The organism is Streptococcus hepaticus (assembly GCF_043656315.1).
GTDB lineage: Bacteria > Bacillota > Bacilli > Lactobacillales > Streptococcaceae > Streptococcus > Streptococcus hepaticus.
In genome coordinates this window covers 205,664-222,006 of sequence record NZ_JBINIY010000002.1, presented here as the reverse complement: position 1 = coordinate 222,006, position 16,343 = coordinate 205,664, and the positions used below count along the sequence as shown (strand labels likewise).

Sequence of the window (16,343 nt, the reverse complement as noted above, 5' to 3'; positions counted from 1 at the left end):
GTTTACTTGTTCTCCGCTTCAAATTTTTCCATAAAGGCAATGAGATCTACCACACCCTGACGTGGAAAGGCGTTGTAAAGACTTGCTCGCATACCACCTACACTGCGGTGTCCTTTGATGTTCTTGAAGCCAAGAGCATCTGCTTCTTTTACAAATTTTGCATCCAATTCCTTGCTTGGTGTCACAAATGGGATATTGGCAACAGAGCGATCAGCTGGATTTTTAACAGGACTAGTATAGAAATCAGATTTTTCAATAAAGTCATAGAGCAAACCAGACTTCTCACGGTTGATTTCTTCCGTCTTTTCTACACCGCCAAGTGCTTTCACATGTTCAAAGACCAATTTAGCCATGTAAATACCAAATGTTGGTGGAGTATTGTAGAGAGAGTCATTATCTGCTTGAATACGGTAATCCAACATGCTTGAAAGAACAGGTTCCTCATTAAGCAAGTCTTCGCGGATAATCACAATGGTCACACCAGCTGGACCAATATTCTTTTGAGCACCAGCATAAATCATGCCGAAATCTGCTACATTGTATTTGACTGCGAGAATGTTAGAAGACATATCCGCTACGATTGGCACACCATTTGTATCTGGCAAGCCATAGATAGATGTTCCTTCAATCGTATTATTGGTCGTGATGTGGACATAGGCTGCTTCAGGATCAATGTCTGCTGGATCAAAACTTGGAACATAATCATAGACTGATTCTTCAGATGAAGCCAAAAGAATTGGTTCAAAAGCAATGGTCTTAGACAGTTTTACAGCTTCAGTGTAGGCTTTTTTGCCCCATGAACCTGCCACCAGATAGTAGGCTTTCTTGCCAACTGCTAGATTGAGCGGAAGCATAGAAAATTGTGTCGATGCCCCACCTTGCAAGAAAAGAACCTTATAGTTATCTGGAATAGCCATCAGTTCACGCAAAAGATTTTCAGCATCTTTAATAATGTCATCAAATTCTTTGGAGCGATGGGACAATTCCATTACACTCATGCCGGAGTTGGCATAATCCAAAAATTCTGCTTGTGCTTTTTTGAGCACTTCTTGTGGCAATACTGCAGGTCCTGCAGAGAAATTGTAAATTGTCATCATTTACCTCCAAAATTTATTTTGTCCATTATAGCATAAAAATGACCGAATAACACACTTATTTACAATTTTCTGAATATTTATTCCAGTCACCTCTTTATATAGATATATATATACATGTTTTTATAAATCATATCAAAATGATTCCGCTTTCCTATAAACTATTGTCAAAAAAACTAATCCTGCACTGAGCAAGATTAGTCTTCTTTTATATTATGGTAGAGGGCATAAACCTCTTGGCGATTGAGACCAAATTCCTTGGCAACCTGTTTAATAGCCTGATTGGGCTTGAGACCACCAGCAATAGCTACTGCTACACGACTAGGAATATCAACTTCTTCGGCAGACAGGCTTTCCTCTTGACCATCATAGCCCGCTACGATGATCAGGCACTCGCCCTTGAGTGGATTTTCTTCGATATAAGCCAGAATCTCTGAGACGCTCCCGCGTTGGTACTCTTCATAAAGCTTGGTCAGTTCCCGTACTACCGTTACTTGACGGTCCCCGTAGACAGCCAATAGATTTTCCAAGGTATCCGCTACACGATAGGGAGATTCATAAAAAATCTGCGTTTCAGGATAGGATTTCTTTTTCTCGAAAAAACTGCGCTGTTGACCAGATTTTCGTGGTAAAAAACCATAGAAAACATGCGGTTGAGGCGCTAAACCACTGGCAATCAAAGCTGTAATCCCCGCAGAAGCTCCTGGCAAAGCCACTACCTGAATCTCCTCCGCAATGGCTGCCTTGACCAAGTCATGACCAGGGTCTGAAATAGAGGGCATGCCTGCATCTGATACCTGTGCCAAGGATTTTCCTTCACGCAACAAGTCTAGCAAATCAGGAATTTTTTCAAAAGCATTGTGCTCGTGGAAAGAAATTTGCTTGGTGTCTACCTCAAAATGTTTGAGAAGAACGCCTGTATTCCGTGTATCCTCTGCACAAATAAAATCAACTGTTTTCAGTATCTCAACTGCACGAAAGGTCATATCCTGCAGATTTCCAATTGGCGTCGGAACCAAATAAAGAGTTCCCGTCACCTTTTCTTCCTTAAATGATTTCTGTACTTGCATCTTACTCTCGATTCAATAGTTCTAAACAGAACATGCAGTCCTCGTCATTGTCACGACGTTGCCCATAAGAAAATGTACAAATATGGAAACCATCCTCATAGATATTCTCTAAATTGACTTTCCCAAAATTTGTCTTGGTATTTTCCTTGTCATCTTTTTCCAAACGCTCACGCAATTTGGAATTTTCTAATCTCAGTGCAGTATTTTCATCAATGACTGCTTGAAGATGCTTTTTAATCGCTTCAACCTCAGCCAAGGTCATTAAAATATTCTGTGAAAAATCTTCTAATGCGTCAAAAATCTCTTTCTTATCCATACTCGTCCCTTCTATTTTTTCTTAGTAAGCCTTAATACCCAACGTTCCAGCGCATTTTGAAAGCTAACATTACTCATCCACATCTGTCGAGCTTCAAGGAGACCTATCAGTGCCTTTCTTCCTTCTTCTTGGACCAAACTTTCTGACAAGTAGAGTCCTAAGAGATCAAACATCCTTCCCTGTTCAACCTTTTCACTTGCTAATTGAACCAAGCTCCCAACGGATAAGTAAGCTTTTGGGGGTTGTTGGAGGACGGTATCTGTAAATTTTTTAGCTACCGAAAGACTTTCCAATACACCTTTTTGTTGTGACAGCTCTTCCGCTTCTGTCAAACTAGTAGCCAACTGAGCCAAGAGACGAGCTTGCTTTTTCAGTAAGCCTTTTTCTTCTAAATAACGCTCCATGTAAGCCGTATTTTTAGGAAAAGTGATCAGTTGCGTCCGACTTTTTATGGTCGGCAACACCGCCTCTTCTTGGTTAGTTAACAGAAAAATATGAATATCTGATTGCGGTTCTTCAATTGCTTTCAAAAGGGAATTAGCCGCATTGGGATGCATTTTTTCCGCATCACGAATAATAAAAACCTGACGATTTGTTTCAAATCCAGACTGAGAAAAATCTTTGACAAGCCCACGCACCGTCTCTGTTTTAATCATATTCCCCTGAGGTGAAACGATGGTCATGTCTGGAAATTCTTCCTGTTCTATCAAGCGGCAATTACGGCATTGCCCACAAGGAAGCTGATGTTCATTTTCCTGACAAAAAACGGCTTGACTTAAAAATTTAGCCATTTCAAAGCTAGCAAAATTCCCAGAAAATAGATAGGCGTGACCTAAACGATTGGCTTCTAAAATATGGCTAAAGCGCTCAAAAAGCTGTGGTTGTATTTGTTTGAGTAGTTCTTGTTTCATTCTTCAAAAAAACGTTTCTTAATGACCGCTAGGGCATCTGACACAACGGCATCCAAGGTTTGACTGGCATCAATTTTGACCACTCGATTGCCCTCTTTTTCTAAAATTGACAGATAGCCCTGACGCACGCGCTGATGCATATCTACTGTTTCCATATCCAAGCGATCCACATCACGGTGTTTATTACGTGCAATACGCGCTAGCCCTTCTTCCACATCGATGTCAAAATAAAGGGTCAAATCTGGCTTTAGCCCATCTGTCGCAAAATCATTGAGCCAATCGATGTCTGCTGCATTTAAGCCGCGCCCAAAGCCTTGATAGGCTACTGATGAATCAATAAAACGGTCTACTAACAGTAGTTTGCCACTCTCCAAGGCAGGTAAAATACGCTCTTTCAAGTGCTGACGACGAGCTGCAATGTACAAAAGCAACTCTGTCTTGTCATCCATAGCTGTATTTTTGGGCTCCAAGATAACCTCACGAATAGACTCCGCAATCGCTACACCACCCGGTTCACGAGTGGTTACAATTTCTCGTCCCAATGCCTCTAATTGCGGTAGCAAAGCTTGTAATACTGACGTTTTACCTGCACCGTCAGGACCTTCAAATGTGATAAAAATACCTTTTTCCATGATTCCCTCGCACTTTCATATTCTATTTATTCTACCAAAAATTCATGGAAAAAGCACCCCAAAATCTGTTCCCCTCTCCTCACTAAACTGACTTTTCTAGAAAGTCTCTTGCTCCCCTATCTAGATTTTGATACAATAAATTGAAGAATTTACGAGGAATACACATGTTAAAATTTAAAAATATTGCTTTTATCTTGCTTGGAGCAGGATTGTTTTCTTTTGGCTTGAATTATCTGGTCATGCCCAATGGTCTTTATGAAGGTGGGGCAACTGGTCTAACCTTGGTCATCTACTACCTCTTTCATATTAAACCATCTATCATGAATATTGTGATCAATATCCCACTTTTCATCTTAAGTTGGAAACTTTTGGGAAAACGCATGCTCTATTATAGTCTTGTTGGAACATTTGCGGTTACAGGCTGGCTGGCAATCTTTGAACGGTTCCCCCTCAAGATTCATTTAGAAGGCGACCTCATGATTGTAGCTATTTTAGCTGGAATTTTTATCGGAACTGGTCTAGGCATTATTTTCAAAGCTGGAGGAACTACGGGAGGAAGTGACATAGTCGCCCGTATCGGACACAAATTTACTCCTTACACGATTGGTCAATGGATTTTAGTAGTAGATTTTATGGTGTTAGTCCTAATTGTTCTCGTATCAAAAGATTTACGTATCGTCCTCTATACCCTCATTGAAGTGACAATCGCTTCTCGGATGATTGACCTTGTCAGCGATGGTGGCTACGGCAGCAAAGGTGTCATGATTATTTCAGAAAAATCGCAAGAGCTAGCAACCGCCATCGATTCTCAAATCGAGCGTGGTGTGACCTTCATCAAGGCTCAAGGATTTTATACAAAAAAAGAGACCAACATGATCTACTCTGTTATCTATAAGAGTCAGCTACAAGAAATGAAAGATCTCATCCACAAAATTGATCCCCACGCCTTCATCACTATCGTAGATGCCCATGAGGTGCTAGGCGAAGGATTTACCCTCGATTCAAACAAACAACCACTGGAAAAAGACTAGGAAGCCCCTAGTCTTTTAGTATGCGCTCAATTCCTTTTTAGCCAAATCAATTTGCCAGTTGACCTGAGAAAAGCCAGTGCCACCCAATGAATTACGGCGCTCTACTGCTGTTTTAGATTGCAAGGTAACATAGATGTCCTCATCAATCAAGTCAGAAATTTCTTGGTAACGCTCAAGGGGCACGTCCTGTAAATAATAGCCTGCCTTAGTGCATTCCAAGACCAATTTCCCAACAATTTCATGGGCTTCACGGAAAGGAAGTCCTTTAGAAGCCAGATAGTCTGCCAACTCTGTCGCGTTTGAAAAATCTTTCTCCGTTGATTTCGCCATGTGCTTGTCATTGACAGTCATAGTGTTAATCATACCAGCCAAAATATCGATGGCCACCGTAATGGTCTCAGCCGTATCAAACATGCCTTCCTTGTCTTCTTGAAGATCTTTATTATAAGCCAAAGGTAGAGATTTCATAACCGTCAAAAGACCAATCAAGTTACCATAGACACGACCTGATTTCCCGCGGATGAGCTCAGCCATATCAGGATTTTTCTTCTGTGGCATAATTGATGAGCCCGTTGAGAAAGTATCAGAAAGCGTCACAAATTGATATTCATGGCTACACCAGTTGATGATTTCCTCACAGAGACGAGACATGTGCATCATCAGAATGCTGGCATTCGATAAGAATTCTAAGATAAAATCACGGTCAGATACCGCATCAAGGGAGTTACTATAGGGTTTGGCAAAGCCCATAAGCTGCGCTGTCATCTCACGGTCGATAGGGAAGGTTGTCCCTGCCAAAGCCGCCGCACCAAGCGGCGACATGTCTGCGTGTTTCACGTTAAACGCAAAACGTTCACTATCACGCGTAAACATGTTGTAGTAAGCCATCAAGTGATGCCCAAAAGAAATGGGTTGCGCATGCTGCAAATGCGTGTAGCCTGGCATAATGGTATGAACATGTTTATCAGCCAAGGTTACTAAAGAAGCACGGAGGTTATGCAATTTCTCAATCACTTCTTGCAACTTAGCCTTGAGATATAGGTGCATATCTGTTGCCACTTGGTCATTACGAGAACGAGCTGTGTGGAGCTTGCCTGCTACCGCACCAATTTCAGCGGTGAGGAGGCTTTCAATATTCATGTGAATATCTTCGTTGGAAATATCAAAGACTAACTCCCCAGCCTCATACTCCACCAGCAATTTTTCAAGACTAGCCTTAATGGTGTCTGCTTCTTCCTGGGCGATGATCCCTGTCGCTCCAAGCATGGTTACATGTGCAATCGAACCTTGAATATCAAATTTAGCCATTTTTTGGTCAAAGCTGATAGAAGCCCCAAATTCTTCAACCCATTTTTCAAGGCCAGCCTCAAAACGGCCTCCCCATAATTTGTGATTTTCTGCCATAATCTTATCTCTTTTCTTACTTTTTCTGAAACCATAAAAGCTGGGACCGTCGTCTCAGCTTTTCTAAATCGTCTCACTGGACGAATAACCCGCAGGTTTTCGAAGTGTCTCTCTGGGCACCTTATCGAGGTGTAGTGTAAGAAAAGAGTTTCAGATGGAGCTCGCTGACTCCTTTTATCTGAAGGTTTTTCTTACTAAAATTCTTTTGTAGTGATAGTTTCCTCAACGTAGCAAGTCTATCTAGCGACTAAAGTCACTGATAGACTACGGCAACCACTATTGTGGATTGCCTAGCAACCTTACTAATTCCAATTGCAATATAATATCGATTTTGCAATTTCCGTGTCATAGGTGGTGGCGGACGCAAGCGAAGCCTGAACGCTTGAGAAAAGCTGTACTTTTCTTATTTCCAATCTTTAACAGTCTCCAAGACTGTTAAAGCATCGCTAATTTTTGAGCCTAGGGGCTCAATCATGCCACCACGACGGGAACTATCGGTTTGTAGCTCACTTCGTTCGCCGTTTGGGGACTAATAATGGTTATGATGTTCTCTAAGTCTAGGCAATGCCTCGCTGGCATAACTTAAGTTAGGCAAGGAATATTAAGGACAAATGAAAACGCATCAAAGCCATTATTTGTTATTAACTTGTGAGTTAACTTGAGTTGGTAACCCCCAGAGTTTGATGAAGCCTACGGCTGCGTCTTGGTCGAAGCTGTCTGCTGCTGTGTAGGTTGCTAGGTTTTCGTCGTAGAGTGAGTTTGGTGATTTACGTGCAACAACTTTAGCTGAACCTTTATAGAGTTTCACTTTTGCAGTACCGTTAACGACTTTTTGGGTTTCTTTAATGTAGGCAATGATGGCTTTGGTTGCTGGGCTGAACCACAAGGCGTTATAGATAAGATTTGACAGTTCATTTTCAAGGATTGGTTTGAAGTGTGATACTTCACGTACCAAGGTCAAATCTTCGATTTCTTTGTGGGCTGTCAAAAGAACAGTTGCACCTGGGCATTCGTAGATTTCACGTGATTTGATACCGACAAGTCTGTTTTCAACGTGGTCGATACGTCCGATTCCGTGTTTACCAGCAATGACGTTCAATTCTTGGATAAGGTCTGCCAATTTCATTTCTTTGCCGTTGATGGCTACCGGTTTACCTGCTTCAAAAGTGATCTCAACGTATTCAGCTTCGTTTGGTGCTGCTTCTGGTGAATTTGTGATGCCAAAGGCTTCTTCTGGCGCTTCGTTCCATGGGTTTTCTAGGACACCACATTCGTTAGCGCGGCCCCAAAGGTTTTGGTCAACTGAATATGGGTTGTCAAGGTCCGCTGGGACGGGAACGCCATTTTCTTTTGCAAATTGAATTTCTTCTTCTCTATGCCATTTCCATTCACGTACTGGGGCAACCACTTTTAAGGATGGATCTAAGGCTGCGATCGCTACTTCAAAACGAACTTGGTCATTTCCTTTACCAGTACAGCCATGCGCAATGCTTATCGCACCGGTCTTATGGGCAATCTCCACTAATTTTTTAGAAATAATGGGACGGCTAAGGGCAGATACCAATGGGTATTTTTGTTCGTACATGGCGTGAGCTTGAAGAGCTGGAAGAACATACTCCTCAGCAAATTCATCTTTAACATCCAAGATGTATGATTCAATAGCACCAACTGCGAGGGCTTTATCATGAATAAAATCCAAATCTTTTCCTTCACCAACATCCATACATACTGCAATAACATCATAGTCTTTTTTAAGCCAAGCAATGGCTACAGATGTGTCTAAACCGCCAGAATATGCTAAAATCAATTTTTCCTTTGTCATGTTTACCACCCATTTTCTTTCTCTTTTCTTCCCTACCTCGTAGGGGATGTAGTGTATTTTAATGAATTATTATTTATTTGTCAAGTTTTTTTGTATATTTTTTCATTTTATTCTTGACTTATGTTTAACAATAACATAAAATGTATAAACATACAACAAAAAATAAAGGAGATTTTGATATGACATTCAAAAAAACAGCTTTAGAGCTTGCAACAATCGCTATTTCATTAACATTAGGAGCTTGTTCTTCTACTTCTACAGATGATGTCACACTTAATAATATTCAAAAAAATGATAAATTAGTCGTTGCGCTCAATCCTGAATTTGCTCCATTTGAATTCAAGACATTGGTCGATGGAAAAGATACTATTCTTGGTTCAGATGTAGCATTAGCCCAAGCCATTGCGGATGAACTCGATGTTGAATTAGAACTTTCTCCAATGAGTTTTGACAATGTTCTTTCCAGCCTGCAGAGCGGAAAAGCGGACATTGCCATTTCAGGAATTTCTGTCACAGAGGAAAGAAAAAAGACCTTTGATTTCTCAAATGCCTACTACCAGGCTAAAAATGTTCTCATCGTCAAAGAGGAGAATAGTGCCAAATTTTCCACTATAAAGAGTCTATCTGGAAAGAATATTGCCGCACAAAAAGGCTCTGTACAGGAAAACGTCATTAAAGAGCAAATTCCAGAAGCTAATCTTATTTCACTGACGTCTAACGGAAATATGATTACAGAACTAAAATCAGGAACCGTTGATGCCGTTATCTTAGAAAAACCAATTGCGCAAGGCTATATCCTGAACAATCCTGGACTGGTCCTCTCCACAATTGAATTGGATTCGTCTGCTACTGACTCTTACGCCGTTGCATTACCAAAGAACAATCGTACATTAAAAGAAAAAATCAACAGAGTCGTAAAAGATTTAGTCGATTCTGGAAAATACGAGGACTATGTCCAAGAAGCCTACCAAGCAAATACGAATGAATAAAGAAAATGGCCCTTCCCAATCGGAAGGGCTGATTTCTTATATTTTCTTAGCAACTGTAGGCTGGATACTGTCTACGTTGAAACCGGCAGTTGTCAAGCTAGCTTTCAAACGATCCACATCTACCTTGCCAGCGATTTGAATCTCAACGACGGCATGCTCTGCTCGATCTTCAATTTGTACCGTACGTTTAATATTGTAGCCTTCTTGAGCAATTAATTGAAGAATATTGCCTAGCACTCCTCGTTTATCGTCTACTAGCATACGGAGGCGAACACCTTCTTCTCCATAACCCGACACATGAAGGAAGGCTGCAAAGACATCACGGTCTGTGATAATACCATAGAGTTGCTCATCATCCACAACGGGCAAAATACCAACCTTATTTTTGTACATCAGGTAAACCGCATCTTCTAGGCTGGCAAATTGGGATACCGTAATGACATCCTTAATCATGACATCCTTAACTTTTGTCTTATTGAGAAGATAGTTCATTTCATAGATAGAAAGACTAGTTGCCTTTGAAGGACTGGCTTCTGCAATCGTTCCTTCTGTCACCAAACCAACTAATTTATCGTTTTCAATAACAGGCAAGCGATGAATCTGTTGATCACGCATGAGGTCGGCAGCGTGGGCAATTGTTGTATCTGGTGAAATATACACTACTTTACGAGTCATAAAATCTTTAACAGCCATAGAAATTCCTCCATTCTTTTCTTATTCTATTATAGCACATTTCAGAAAACGATTACAGTAGTCCTATGAAAAAGTCTTTTTCTTTTTCCATTTTTTGTGACCTTTTTGTGGCATTTCTAACACAAAATTACGGAGATTTCCTTTTCAAAGTCCTGTATACTTTAGACATAGTAAAAGATGACTAAATAAAAGAAACGAGGACACTCTCATGAAAAACAAAAAACAATCTCTCAAACTTATCTTTGTTAGCTTTGCAGCAGCTGCTACTGTAGCCGTTGTCCCACTCAGCCAAACAGCTGTTTTTGCAAATGAAAATGCCGCACAAAAAACAACCATTGAAACAATCGATTGCAGCAATCTACCTGCACCTGATCTTTCAGACTACAAAACACTCACAGATGCTGAGCGAACAAAATTGATTGAAGCAGATAAAAAAGCCCAAGACATCACCGCTCAAATGGACAAACTCCTCGGTGAAGATGGCAAGGTGACGGATCAAGCAAAATTGGATCAGCTGCAAACTAAATTAGACGACCTTTATAAATCAGTTGAATCCATTCCAGCTAAGGTCGATGCTGGAAATGCCAGCAAAGCCTAAGAAGAATTGAAAGACTACCTCAATCAATCTGGCTTGACGGATAAGGAAAAAGCGGACTACCTTTCAAAATCTGAAACAATTCGCAACTTGGAAGGACAATTGGAGGCATTATTTGATAAAAATGGTCATGTAACAGACCAAGCCAAAGCAGATGCCTTGGAAAAAGAATTGAATGGTCTCTACGATGTCATTGATGCCTTAGATACTAAAGTGGAAGCTGAGCAAATCAAAGCTAACAAAAACTTGACGGACAAGGAAAAAGATACTCTCATCACGACGCTCTTATTTCTAGACAAAACTTGCCTAATCGCTCAAAATACGATACAGTAAAATCACATGATTTTACTGTATTACTTTAGAAAAAATAGATGAAAAAAAGAATTTATGCTGCGGATGATGATACCAGTATCCGTGAAATTTTAGCAACCTTTTTAGAAGATGCCGGCTATCTGGTGTCTGTTTTTGAAACAGGCGATGACCTTCTTGTTGCCTTTGAAAAAGAGCCCTGCGACTTGATTTTGCTGGATATTATGATGCTTGGACGGTCAGGATTAGAATTGACCAAGGAAATTCGCCAACTTTCCACCGTTCCTATCATTCTACTGACCGCAAAAGATACGGATATGGACTATATTTTAGGCATCAACTCTGGTAGTGACGACTACATGATCAAACCCTTCCGACCTTCCATTCTCATGAGTCGTATCACGGCCCTCTTTCGTCGGATTGATATGGAACAAGGGCAGAGCAAGGCAGATGATTTCCACTTTGGAGACCTGACTTACTCAGACAAAGATCATGCTTTCTATGTCTCTGAGGAAAATTTACATTTGACAGAAACTGAGCTGCAAGTCATGATTTATAGGATAAAAGGAGCAGGTAAGGCCGTTTCCCGCGATGAATTATTGGATACTGTTTGGGGGATGTCAGCAGATTTTGAGACACGAGTCACAGATGAAACTGTCCGACGTATCCGCAAAAAATTAGCTGGCGCCAACAGCCAAGTCTCTCTAAAAACTGTTTGGGACTATGGCTATAAGTTAGGGGTACTCCAATGAAACCAGTCAAAAAAAACGATTGTCTCCCTCTTTGTCCTAACAGCGGTCCTGATCTCTCTCGTGGGTCTTCTTGTCTTTCACATGACCATGGGTAGTTACATTGCCAATCAAGCTAAAGAAGCAATTGAAACCTCTCAAGCTATCTATTCTGGACAAGATTTGTAGCAAAATGAGGATGAAAATCGACTCTTTGCTGAGATGATTGAATTAAATCCAGACTATTCCCGATATTCCTGTTTCCGAAGAAAGCAGTGACAAAACTGACCTCTCCTATTATTACTACGGTGATCAAAAAAAATGGTCAACTGGGCTAAAAAATGGCAAAGAAAATAAGATACTACAGACCAAAATCGGTAAAAAATTCTACTTTGTAAAAGTTGTCACTGTCAAAAAACAACTTCTCCTTCTCTATGTCAATGCCAGCTTAGAGCACAATCTTGTAGAGAATATTTCTCTTATTCTGCTGCTTTCACTGCCTATTAGCCTCATTGGTGCAGGTTTGCTGGGTCTAAGCATGGGAAGTCGTCTTGAGAAAGACCAACAAAAACAGAAAGAATTTTTCGAGAATGCCTCCCACGAACTCAAGACTCCTCTCATGGTCATTCAAGGCTACGCGGACGGACTTTTACAAAATCTTGTCGCTCCAAAATCAGCCAGTTCTGCTATTTTACGAGAAACCACTAAAATAGCCAACCTAGTGGACGAAATTCTCCATCTTTCGCGCCTAGAAAATGGAAGTCTCAAAGTAGAAAAAATAAACCTATCGCTGGAAGAATTTCTAGAAAATATCCTCTATCAAAGCCAATTTCAAGCCAAGAAACAGGGATTAGACCTCACTATTGATGTATCCGATTACCAGATTTCTGCCAATCCTCAGCTATTAGAACGTGCCATTACCAATATCGTCGCCAATAGTTTGCGCTACGCAAAAACTTCCATTGCTGTTCAAGCAGATCAGCAACAAATCGTCATTGAAAACGATGGCCCTCTCCTCTCCGCCGACGACCTACAGCATACTTTTGACCGATTCTATACAGGAAAAAATGGTCAATCAGGTATTGGCATGGCCCTCACCAAGGAAATTATTGAGCAACATGGCTGGAAAATTACAGCGCAGAACATTGAAAACGGCGTTCAATTTCGAATTACATTTTAGGAAAAAGATAAAAGGTGCTGAACCAATGCGTTCAACACCTTTTTTCATTTATCCCCCAAGATAGGCTTTGCGGACTTCATCAGAAGCGAGGAGTTCTTGTCCTGTACCAGACAAGACAACACTACCTGTTTCCAATACATAACCACGGTCTGCGATAGCAAGTGCCTTATTAGCATTTTGCTCAATCAAGAGAACCGTCGTCCCTTGTTTCTGGATATCTTGAATAATATCAAAAATTTCTTGAATAAAGATTGGCGCAAGCCCCATTGATGGCTCATCTAAGAGCAACAGTTTCGGTTGGCTCATCAGTGCTCGCCCCATCGCCAACATCTGCTGCTCCCCACCTGATAGGGTAGCTGCATCCTGACCTTTTCGTTCTTCCAAACGTGGAAAACGATCGAAGATCTTCTTGAGATTTTTCTGGTTTTCATCACGATTTGTTTTAAGAAAAGCACCCATTTCCAAGTTTTCCATAACCGTTAAACCTGGGAAAACGTGACGTCCTTCTGGTACCTGAGCAAGTCCAGATGCTACTATTTTACGGGCTGGGACTTTTTGAATTTCATTTCCAAGGTAAGAAATCGTTCCTGACGACGGACGAACTAAGCCAGAAATGGTGCGTAGAATGGAGGTTTTACCAGCTCCATTGGCCCCAATCAAGGTAACAACTTCACCTTCATTGACTTCAAAGGAAACATTTTTCACAGCTTCGATGACGCCGTAATGCACTGATAGGTTGTCAACTTTTAACATAGACATTAGGCTTCACCTCCTAGATAAGCTTCAATTACACGTTTGTTTTGCTTGATTTCATCTGGCGTTCCATGGGCAATCAAGCGACCATATTCCAACACATAGACACGCTCAGTTACTTCCATAACTAGGCTCATATCGTGCTCAATCAACATAATCGTAATCTTGAAATCATCCTTGATTTGGCGAATCAACTGAGTCAATTCAGCCGTTTCCTGTGGGTTCATACCAGCAGCAGGCTCATCAAGGAAGAGGATTTTTGGTTCTGTCGCCAAGGCGCGGACAATCTCCAAGCGACGTTGTTGTCCGTATGGAAGATTCTTAGCAAGCGTATCTGCATCCTTGTCCAAGTTGAAAATTTTCAAGAGTTTCAAAGCCTTTTCTTTAAGTGTTACTTCATTTTTATAGAAGATAGGTAAGCGGCAGAAACTAGCAAAGACATGCGGTTTGTGATGATTACCAAAAGCAATCAAGACATTTTCCAGCACTGTCATATCCTTGAATAAGCGGATATTTTGGAAGGTACGAGAGAGGCCGAGAGCAGCAATCTTAGACGGCGCTTTGCCATTCAAGAGTGTATCATCTAGGGTAATCGAACCTTCACTTGGTTCGTAGACCCCTGTCAAAAGGTTGAAAAGTGTTGTTTTACCAGCACCATTTGGTCCGATTAGGCCGACTAATTCGCCTGTTTCCAATTCCATGGTAACATCGCCAACGGCTGTCAACCCACCGAAATGCTTGGTTAATTTTTTTACTTCAAGAAGTGCCATTTACTTGTCCTCCTTCTTTTTGAAGAACGCTGACAGGGCAAGTTCTTTGGTCCCCAAAAGTCCACCTGGACGGAAAATCATGATGAGAATCAAGGCCAGCGAGTAAATAATCATACTAATATCTGAGTAGTTTTTAAGGAATACATTGAGCACGCCCAAGACGATAGCTGCCAAGAAAGTTCCCGTAATCGAGCCCAAACCACCCAAAACGATAATAATCAAGATGTTCACAGAAGTCATAAAGGCAAAGTCTTTTGGCACAACAGTTCCGACATACCCAGCCTGCAAGCCTCCAGCAATCGCTGCCGTCATGGCACCAATCACAAAGGCTACGACCTTCATCTTGGTTGGATTTACCCCAACAGACTCCGCAGCAATTTCATCTTCACGAACCGAAATCACTGCACGTCCCATAGGACTACGCAAGAAATTGAGCGTCAAAATAGTCGTAATCACTACAAAAGCATAAACGATTTGCCAGTTGGTGAAAAGCGGAATGTTCATAATCCCTGCCGCACCATTGGTCAAGTCACCTCCGTTGATGATGAGAATACGGATAATTTCCGCTACACCCAGAGTGGCGATGGCAAGGTAGTCCCCTTTAAGACGAAGAGTAGGAATACCAACCAAGAGAGCTACTCCACCCGCCAAGAGCATTCCGACTACAATCGCCAAAATGAAACCACCGTATGTTGGTACTTGTGAGCCAAGAATAGCCACAGCATAGGCACCGATTGCCATAAAACCAGCGTGTCCTAGTGAAAATTGACCAGAGAACCCGACAACTAAGTTAAGACCGACAGCCAAAATAATATTGACACCGATTTGCTCTACAATTTGAATGTAGTAAAAATTAAAGATACCTGCTGCTACCAAGCCATCAATCAAAAGAAAGCCTGCTACAAGAATGGCAAACCAGATGAGATTGATTTTCAAATTTTGTTTCATGGTTACACCTTCTCTTTCACATTTTTACCGAGGATACCACTTGGACGCACCAAGAGGATGAGAATGAGGACGATATAGACAACCGCATCGCGGAAGTCTGACAGACCAACTGCAGTAGCCATTGTCTCCAAAATCCCGATTACAAAGCCACCAAGAGCCGCACCAGGGATAATTCCGATACCACCAAGCACCGCCGCAACAAAGGCTTTAATACCAGGAGTCATTCCCATAAGAGGTTCAATAGAGTTGTAGTAAAGACCGATGAGAACACCACCTGCCCCAGCCAAAGCAGAACCCAGGGCGAAGGTAAAGCTGATGGTACGGTCAACATTGATCCCCATGAGTTGCGCCGCATCACTGTCTACAGAAACCGCACGCATGGCTTTCCCCATTTTTGTCTTGGTAACGATAAATTGCAAGGCCACCATCAACACCAAGGAAATGCCTAGAATCAAGAGCTGAATATTGGTCACGCTAATTGGACCAAGGCTAAACTTGATGGTTTCAACGGCTTGTGGGAAGGGACGAACATTCGCCGAGAAGAAATAAACCATGGTGTATTCCAAGAAGAAGGATACACCGATAGCCGTAATCAAGGCTGCAATCCGTGTTGAATTGCGCAAAGGACGATAAGCCAAGAACTCAATGACAACTCCCAATACCGCTGTCAGTGCCATCGCAATTGGCAAAGCCACAAAGAAACGGACGGCCATATTGTCAATCATCGTCAAATTATTGATAAGGTAATAACCCAGAAAGGCACCAATCATATAAATGTCCCCGTGGGCAAAGTTAATGAGTTTGATAATCCCGTATACCATGGTATAACCAAGTGCCAGCAAGGCATATACAGAACCCAGAATCAAACCATTGACAAGTTGTTGAAGCATAAGTTCACCAAATCTTTCTAAATATTTTTCAAATACAGTACATTATACAAAATTTTCTGACAATTTTCAAGTGATATTGTCTGACAATTCGAAAAAATTTCTATTTTCCAACTGTAAAGAGGGAGTGGGAAAGAACTCCTGGCAAGTAATAAAGAGTTCCCTTCGCTCCCGTATTTTCAGCTCAGGCAGAAAACGTCCACTGGACCTT

At 41.4% G+C, this 16,343-nt stretch carries 18 protein-coding genes; 6 read left to right on the top strand and 12 right to left on the bottom strand.

The window, feature by feature from the left end; all coding sequences use genetic code 11:
* Positions 1-2: 2 nt before the first annotated feature.
* The 5 genes from serC to tmk form a co-directional block, all read right to left on the bottom strand.
* Complete coding sequence (gene serC / locus ACHUFA_RS03495) at positions 3-1,094, bottom strand: 3-phosphoserine/phosphohydroxythreonine transaminase (RefSeq protein WP_222347428.1); 1,092 nt, start codon at positions 1,092-1,094, stop codon at positions 3-5.
* 197 nt (positions 1,095-1,291) lie between these two features.
* Positions 1,292-2,164: a 16S rRNA (cytidine(1402)-2'-O)-methyltransferase gene (gene rsmI, locus ACHUFA_RS03490; RefSeq protein WP_394404923.1), complete on the bottom strand. Its 873-nt coding sequence runs from the start codon at positions 2,162-2,164 to the stop codon at positions 1,292-1,294.
* A gap of 1 nt (position 2,165) precedes the next feature.
* On the bottom strand, positions 2,166-2,480 hold the full coding sequence (gene yabA, locus ACHUFA_RS03485) for a DNA replication initiation control protein YabA (RefSeq protein WP_222347362.1): 315 nt from the start codon (positions 2,478-2,480) through the stop codon (positions 2,166-2,168).
* 11 nt (positions 2,481-2,491) lie between these two features.
* Positions 2,492-3,391 (bottom strand): DNA polymerase III subunit delta', encoded by a 900-nt coding sequence (locus tag ACHUFA_RS03480; RefSeq protein ID WP_394404922.1) that lies wholly within the window; start codon positions 3,389-3,391, stop codon positions 2,492-2,494.
* A complete protein-coding gene (gene tmk / locus ACHUFA_RS03475) occupies positions 3,388-4,023 on the bottom strand; it encodes a dTMP kinase (RefSeq protein ID WP_222347360.1) in 636 nt (211 codons plus the stop codon). The genes ACHUFA_RS03480 and tmk overlap by 4 nt, the downstream gene beginning before the upstream one ends.
* Before the next feature lie 164 nt (positions 4,024-4,187).
* Here tmk and ACHUFA_RS03470 point away from each other — a divergent pair, with 164 nt between their 5' ends.
* Positions 4,188-5,054, top strand: a complete 867-nt coding sequence (locus tag ACHUFA_RS03470; RefSeq protein ID WP_222347359.1) for a YitT family protein — start codon at positions 4,188-4,190, stop codon at positions 5,052-5,054.
* Between the two features lie 15 nt (positions 5,055-5,069).
* On the opposite strand, the gene argH is transcribed toward ACHUFA_RS03470, so the two are convergent.
* Both argH and ACHUFA_RS03460 read right to left on the bottom strand, forming a co-directional pair.
* Entirely contained in the window at positions 5,070-6,458 is a 1,389-nt protein-coding gene (argH, locus tag ACHUFA_RS03465; RefSeq protein WP_394404921.1) for an argininosuccinate lyase, read from the bottom strand.
* Positions 6,459-7,089: 631 nt separating this feature from the next.
* Positions 7,090-8,280 (bottom strand): argininosuccinate synthase, encoded by a 1,191-nt coding sequence (locus tag ACHUFA_RS03460; protein ID WP_222347357.1) that lies wholly within the window; start codon positions 8,278-8,280, stop codon positions 7,090-7,092.
* A gap of 179 nt (positions 8,281-8,459) precedes the next feature.
* Between ACHUFA_RS03460 and ACHUFA_RS03455 the strand changes: the two genes are divergently transcribed.
* Positions 8,460-9,269, top strand: a complete 810-nt coding sequence (locus ACHUFA_RS03455) for a transporter substrate-binding domain-containing protein (protein WP_394404920.1) — start codon at positions 8,460-8,462, stop codon at positions 9,267-9,269.
* Between the two features lie 36 nt (positions 9,270-9,305).
* Here ACHUFA_RS03455 and ACHUFA_RS03450 read toward each other — a convergent pair whose 3' ends face one another.
* Positions 9,306-9,962: a CBS domain-containing protein gene (locus ACHUFA_RS03450; RefSeq protein ID WP_222347355.1), complete on the bottom strand. Its 657-nt coding sequence runs from the start codon at positions 9,960-9,962 to the stop codon at positions 9,306-9,308.
* Between the two features lie 208 nt (positions 9,963-10,170).
* Here ACHUFA_RS03450 and ACHUFA_RS03445 point away from each other — a divergent pair, with 208 nt between their 5' ends.
* The 4 genes from ACHUFA_RS03445 to ACHUFA_RS03430 all read left to right on the top strand — a co-directional run bounded on the left by ACHUFA_RS03445 (position 10,171) and on the right by ACHUFA_RS03430 (position 12,774).
* On the top strand, positions 10,171-10,560 hold the full coding sequence (locus ACHUFA_RS03445) for a hypothetical protein (RefSeq protein ID WP_394404919.1): 390 nt from the start codon (positions 10,171-10,173) through the stop codon (positions 10,558-10,560).
* A gap of 6 nt (positions 10,561-10,566) precedes the next feature.
* On the top strand, positions 10,567-10,890 hold the full coding sequence (locus tag ACHUFA_RS03440; protein WP_394404918.1) for a hypothetical protein: 324 nt from the start codon (positions 10,567-10,569) through the stop codon (positions 10,888-10,890).
* Between the two features lie 38 nt (positions 10,891-10,928).
* On the top strand, positions 10,929-11,618 hold the full coding sequence (locus tag ACHUFA_RS03435; protein ID WP_394404917.1) for a response regulator transcription factor: 690 nt from the start codon (positions 10,929-10,931) through the stop codon (positions 11,616-11,618).
* Between the two features lie 514 nt (positions 11,619-12,132).
* Positions 12,133-12,774 (top strand): sensor histidine kinase, encoded by a 642-nt coding sequence (locus ACHUFA_RS03430; protein WP_394404916.1) that lies wholly within the window; start codon positions 12,133-12,135, stop codon positions 12,772-12,774.
* Between the two features lie 48 nt (positions 12,775-12,822).
* Here ACHUFA_RS03430 and ACHUFA_RS03425 read toward each other — a convergent pair whose 3' ends face one another.
* The 4 genes from ACHUFA_RS03425 to ACHUFA_RS03410 are packed head-to-tail and all read right to left on the bottom strand — an operon-like array spanning position 12,823 to position 16,135.
* Entirely contained in the window at positions 12,823-13,533 is a 711-nt protein-coding gene (locus ACHUFA_RS03425; RefSeq protein ID WP_394404915.1) for an ABC transporter ATP-binding protein, read from the bottom strand.
* Complete coding sequence (locus ACHUFA_RS03420; RefSeq protein ID WP_394404914.1) at positions 13,533-14,297, bottom strand: ABC transporter ATP-binding protein; 765 nt, start codon at positions 14,295-14,297, stop codon at positions 13,533-13,535. The genes ACHUFA_RS03425 and ACHUFA_RS03420 overlap by 1 nt, the downstream gene beginning before the upstream one ends.
* On the bottom strand, positions 14,298-15,245 hold the full coding sequence (locus ACHUFA_RS03415; RefSeq protein WP_394404913.1) for a branched-chain amino acid ABC transporter permease: 948 nt from the start codon (positions 15,243-15,245) through the stop codon (positions 14,298-14,300).
* A gap of 2 nt (positions 15,246-15,247) precedes the next feature.
* The gene (locus ACHUFA_RS03410; RefSeq protein WP_222347348.1) at positions 15,248-16,135 is read right to left on the bottom strand and encodes a branched-chain amino acid ABC transporter permease; all 888 of its coding nucleotides are present in this window, start codon (positions 16,133-16,135) and stop codon (positions 15,248-15,250) included.
* Between the last annotated feature and the right edge of the window lie 208 nt (positions 16,136-16,343).

Excerpts from the sequence above, each read along its gene's own strand:
- ACHUFA_RS03415 (WP_394404913.1), bottom strand. The coding sequence starts at position 15,245 with ATGAAACAAAATTTGAAAATCAATCTCATCTGGTTTGCCATTCTTGTA.
- yabA (WP_222347362.1), bottom strand. The coding sequence starts at position 2,480 with ATGGATAAGAAAGAGATTTTTGACGCATTAGAAGATTTTTCACAGAAT.
- ACHUFA_RS03450 (WP_222347355.1), bottom strand. The coding sequence starts at position 9,962 with ATGGCTGTTAAAGATTTTATGACTCGTAAAGTAGTGTATATTTCACCA.
- ACHUFA_RS03445 (WP_394404919.1), top strand. The coding sequence starts at position 10,171 with ATGAAAAACAAAAAACAATCTCTCAAACTTATCTTTGTTAGCTTTGCA.
- ACHUFA_RS03425 (WP_394404915.1), bottom strand. The coding sequence starts at position 13,533 with ATGTCTATGTTAAAAGTTGACAACCTATCAGTGCATTACGGCGTCATC.
- ACHUFA_RS03460 (WP_222347357.1), bottom strand. The coding sequence starts at position 8,280 with ATGACAAAGGAAAAATTGATTTTAGCATATTCTGGCGGTTTAGACACA.
- ACHUFA_RS03455 (WP_394404920.1), top strand. The coding sequence starts at position 8,460 with ATGACATTCAAAAAAACAGCTTTAGAGCTTGCAACAATCGCTATTTCA.
- ACHUFA_RS03410 (WP_222347348.1), bottom strand. The coding sequence starts at position 16,135 with ATGCTTCAACAACTTGTCAATGGTTTGATTCTGGGTTCTGTATATGCC.
- argH (WP_394404921.1), bottom strand. The coding sequence starts at position 6,458 with ATGGCAGAAAATCACAAATTATGGGGAGGCCGTTTTGAGGCTGGCCTT.
- ACHUFA_RS03480 (WP_394404922.1), bottom strand. The coding sequence starts at position 3,391 with ATGAAACAAGAACTACTCAAACAAATACAACCACAGCTTTTTGAGCGC.
- ACHUFA_RS03470 (WP_222347359.1), top strand. The coding sequence starts at position 4,188 with ATGTTAAAATTTAAAAATATTGCTTTTATCTTGCTTGGAGCAGGATTG.
- ACHUFA_RS03430 (WP_394404916.1), top strand. The coding sequence starts at position 12,133 with ATGGGAAGTCGTCTTGAGAAAGACCAACAAAAACAGAAAGAATTTTTC.
- tmk (WP_222347360.1), bottom strand. The coding sequence starts at position 4,023 with ATGGAAAAAGGTATTTTTATCACATTTGAAGGTCCTGACGGTGCAGGT.
- rsmI (WP_394404923.1), bottom strand. The coding sequence starts at position 2,164 with ATGCAAGTACAGAAATCATTTAAGGAAGAAAAGGTGACGGGAACTCTT.
- serC (WP_222347428.1), bottom strand. The coding sequence starts at position 1,094 with ATGACAATTTACAATTTCTCTGCAGGACCTGCAGTATTGCCACAAGAA.
- ACHUFA_RS03420 (WP_394404914.1), bottom strand. The coding sequence starts at position 14,297 with ATGGCACTTCTTGAAGTAAAAAAATTAACCAAGCATTTCGGTGGGTTG.
- ACHUFA_RS03435 (WP_394404917.1), top strand. The coding sequence starts at position 10,929 with ATGAAAAAAAGAATTTATGCTGCGGATGATGATACCAGTATCCGTGAA.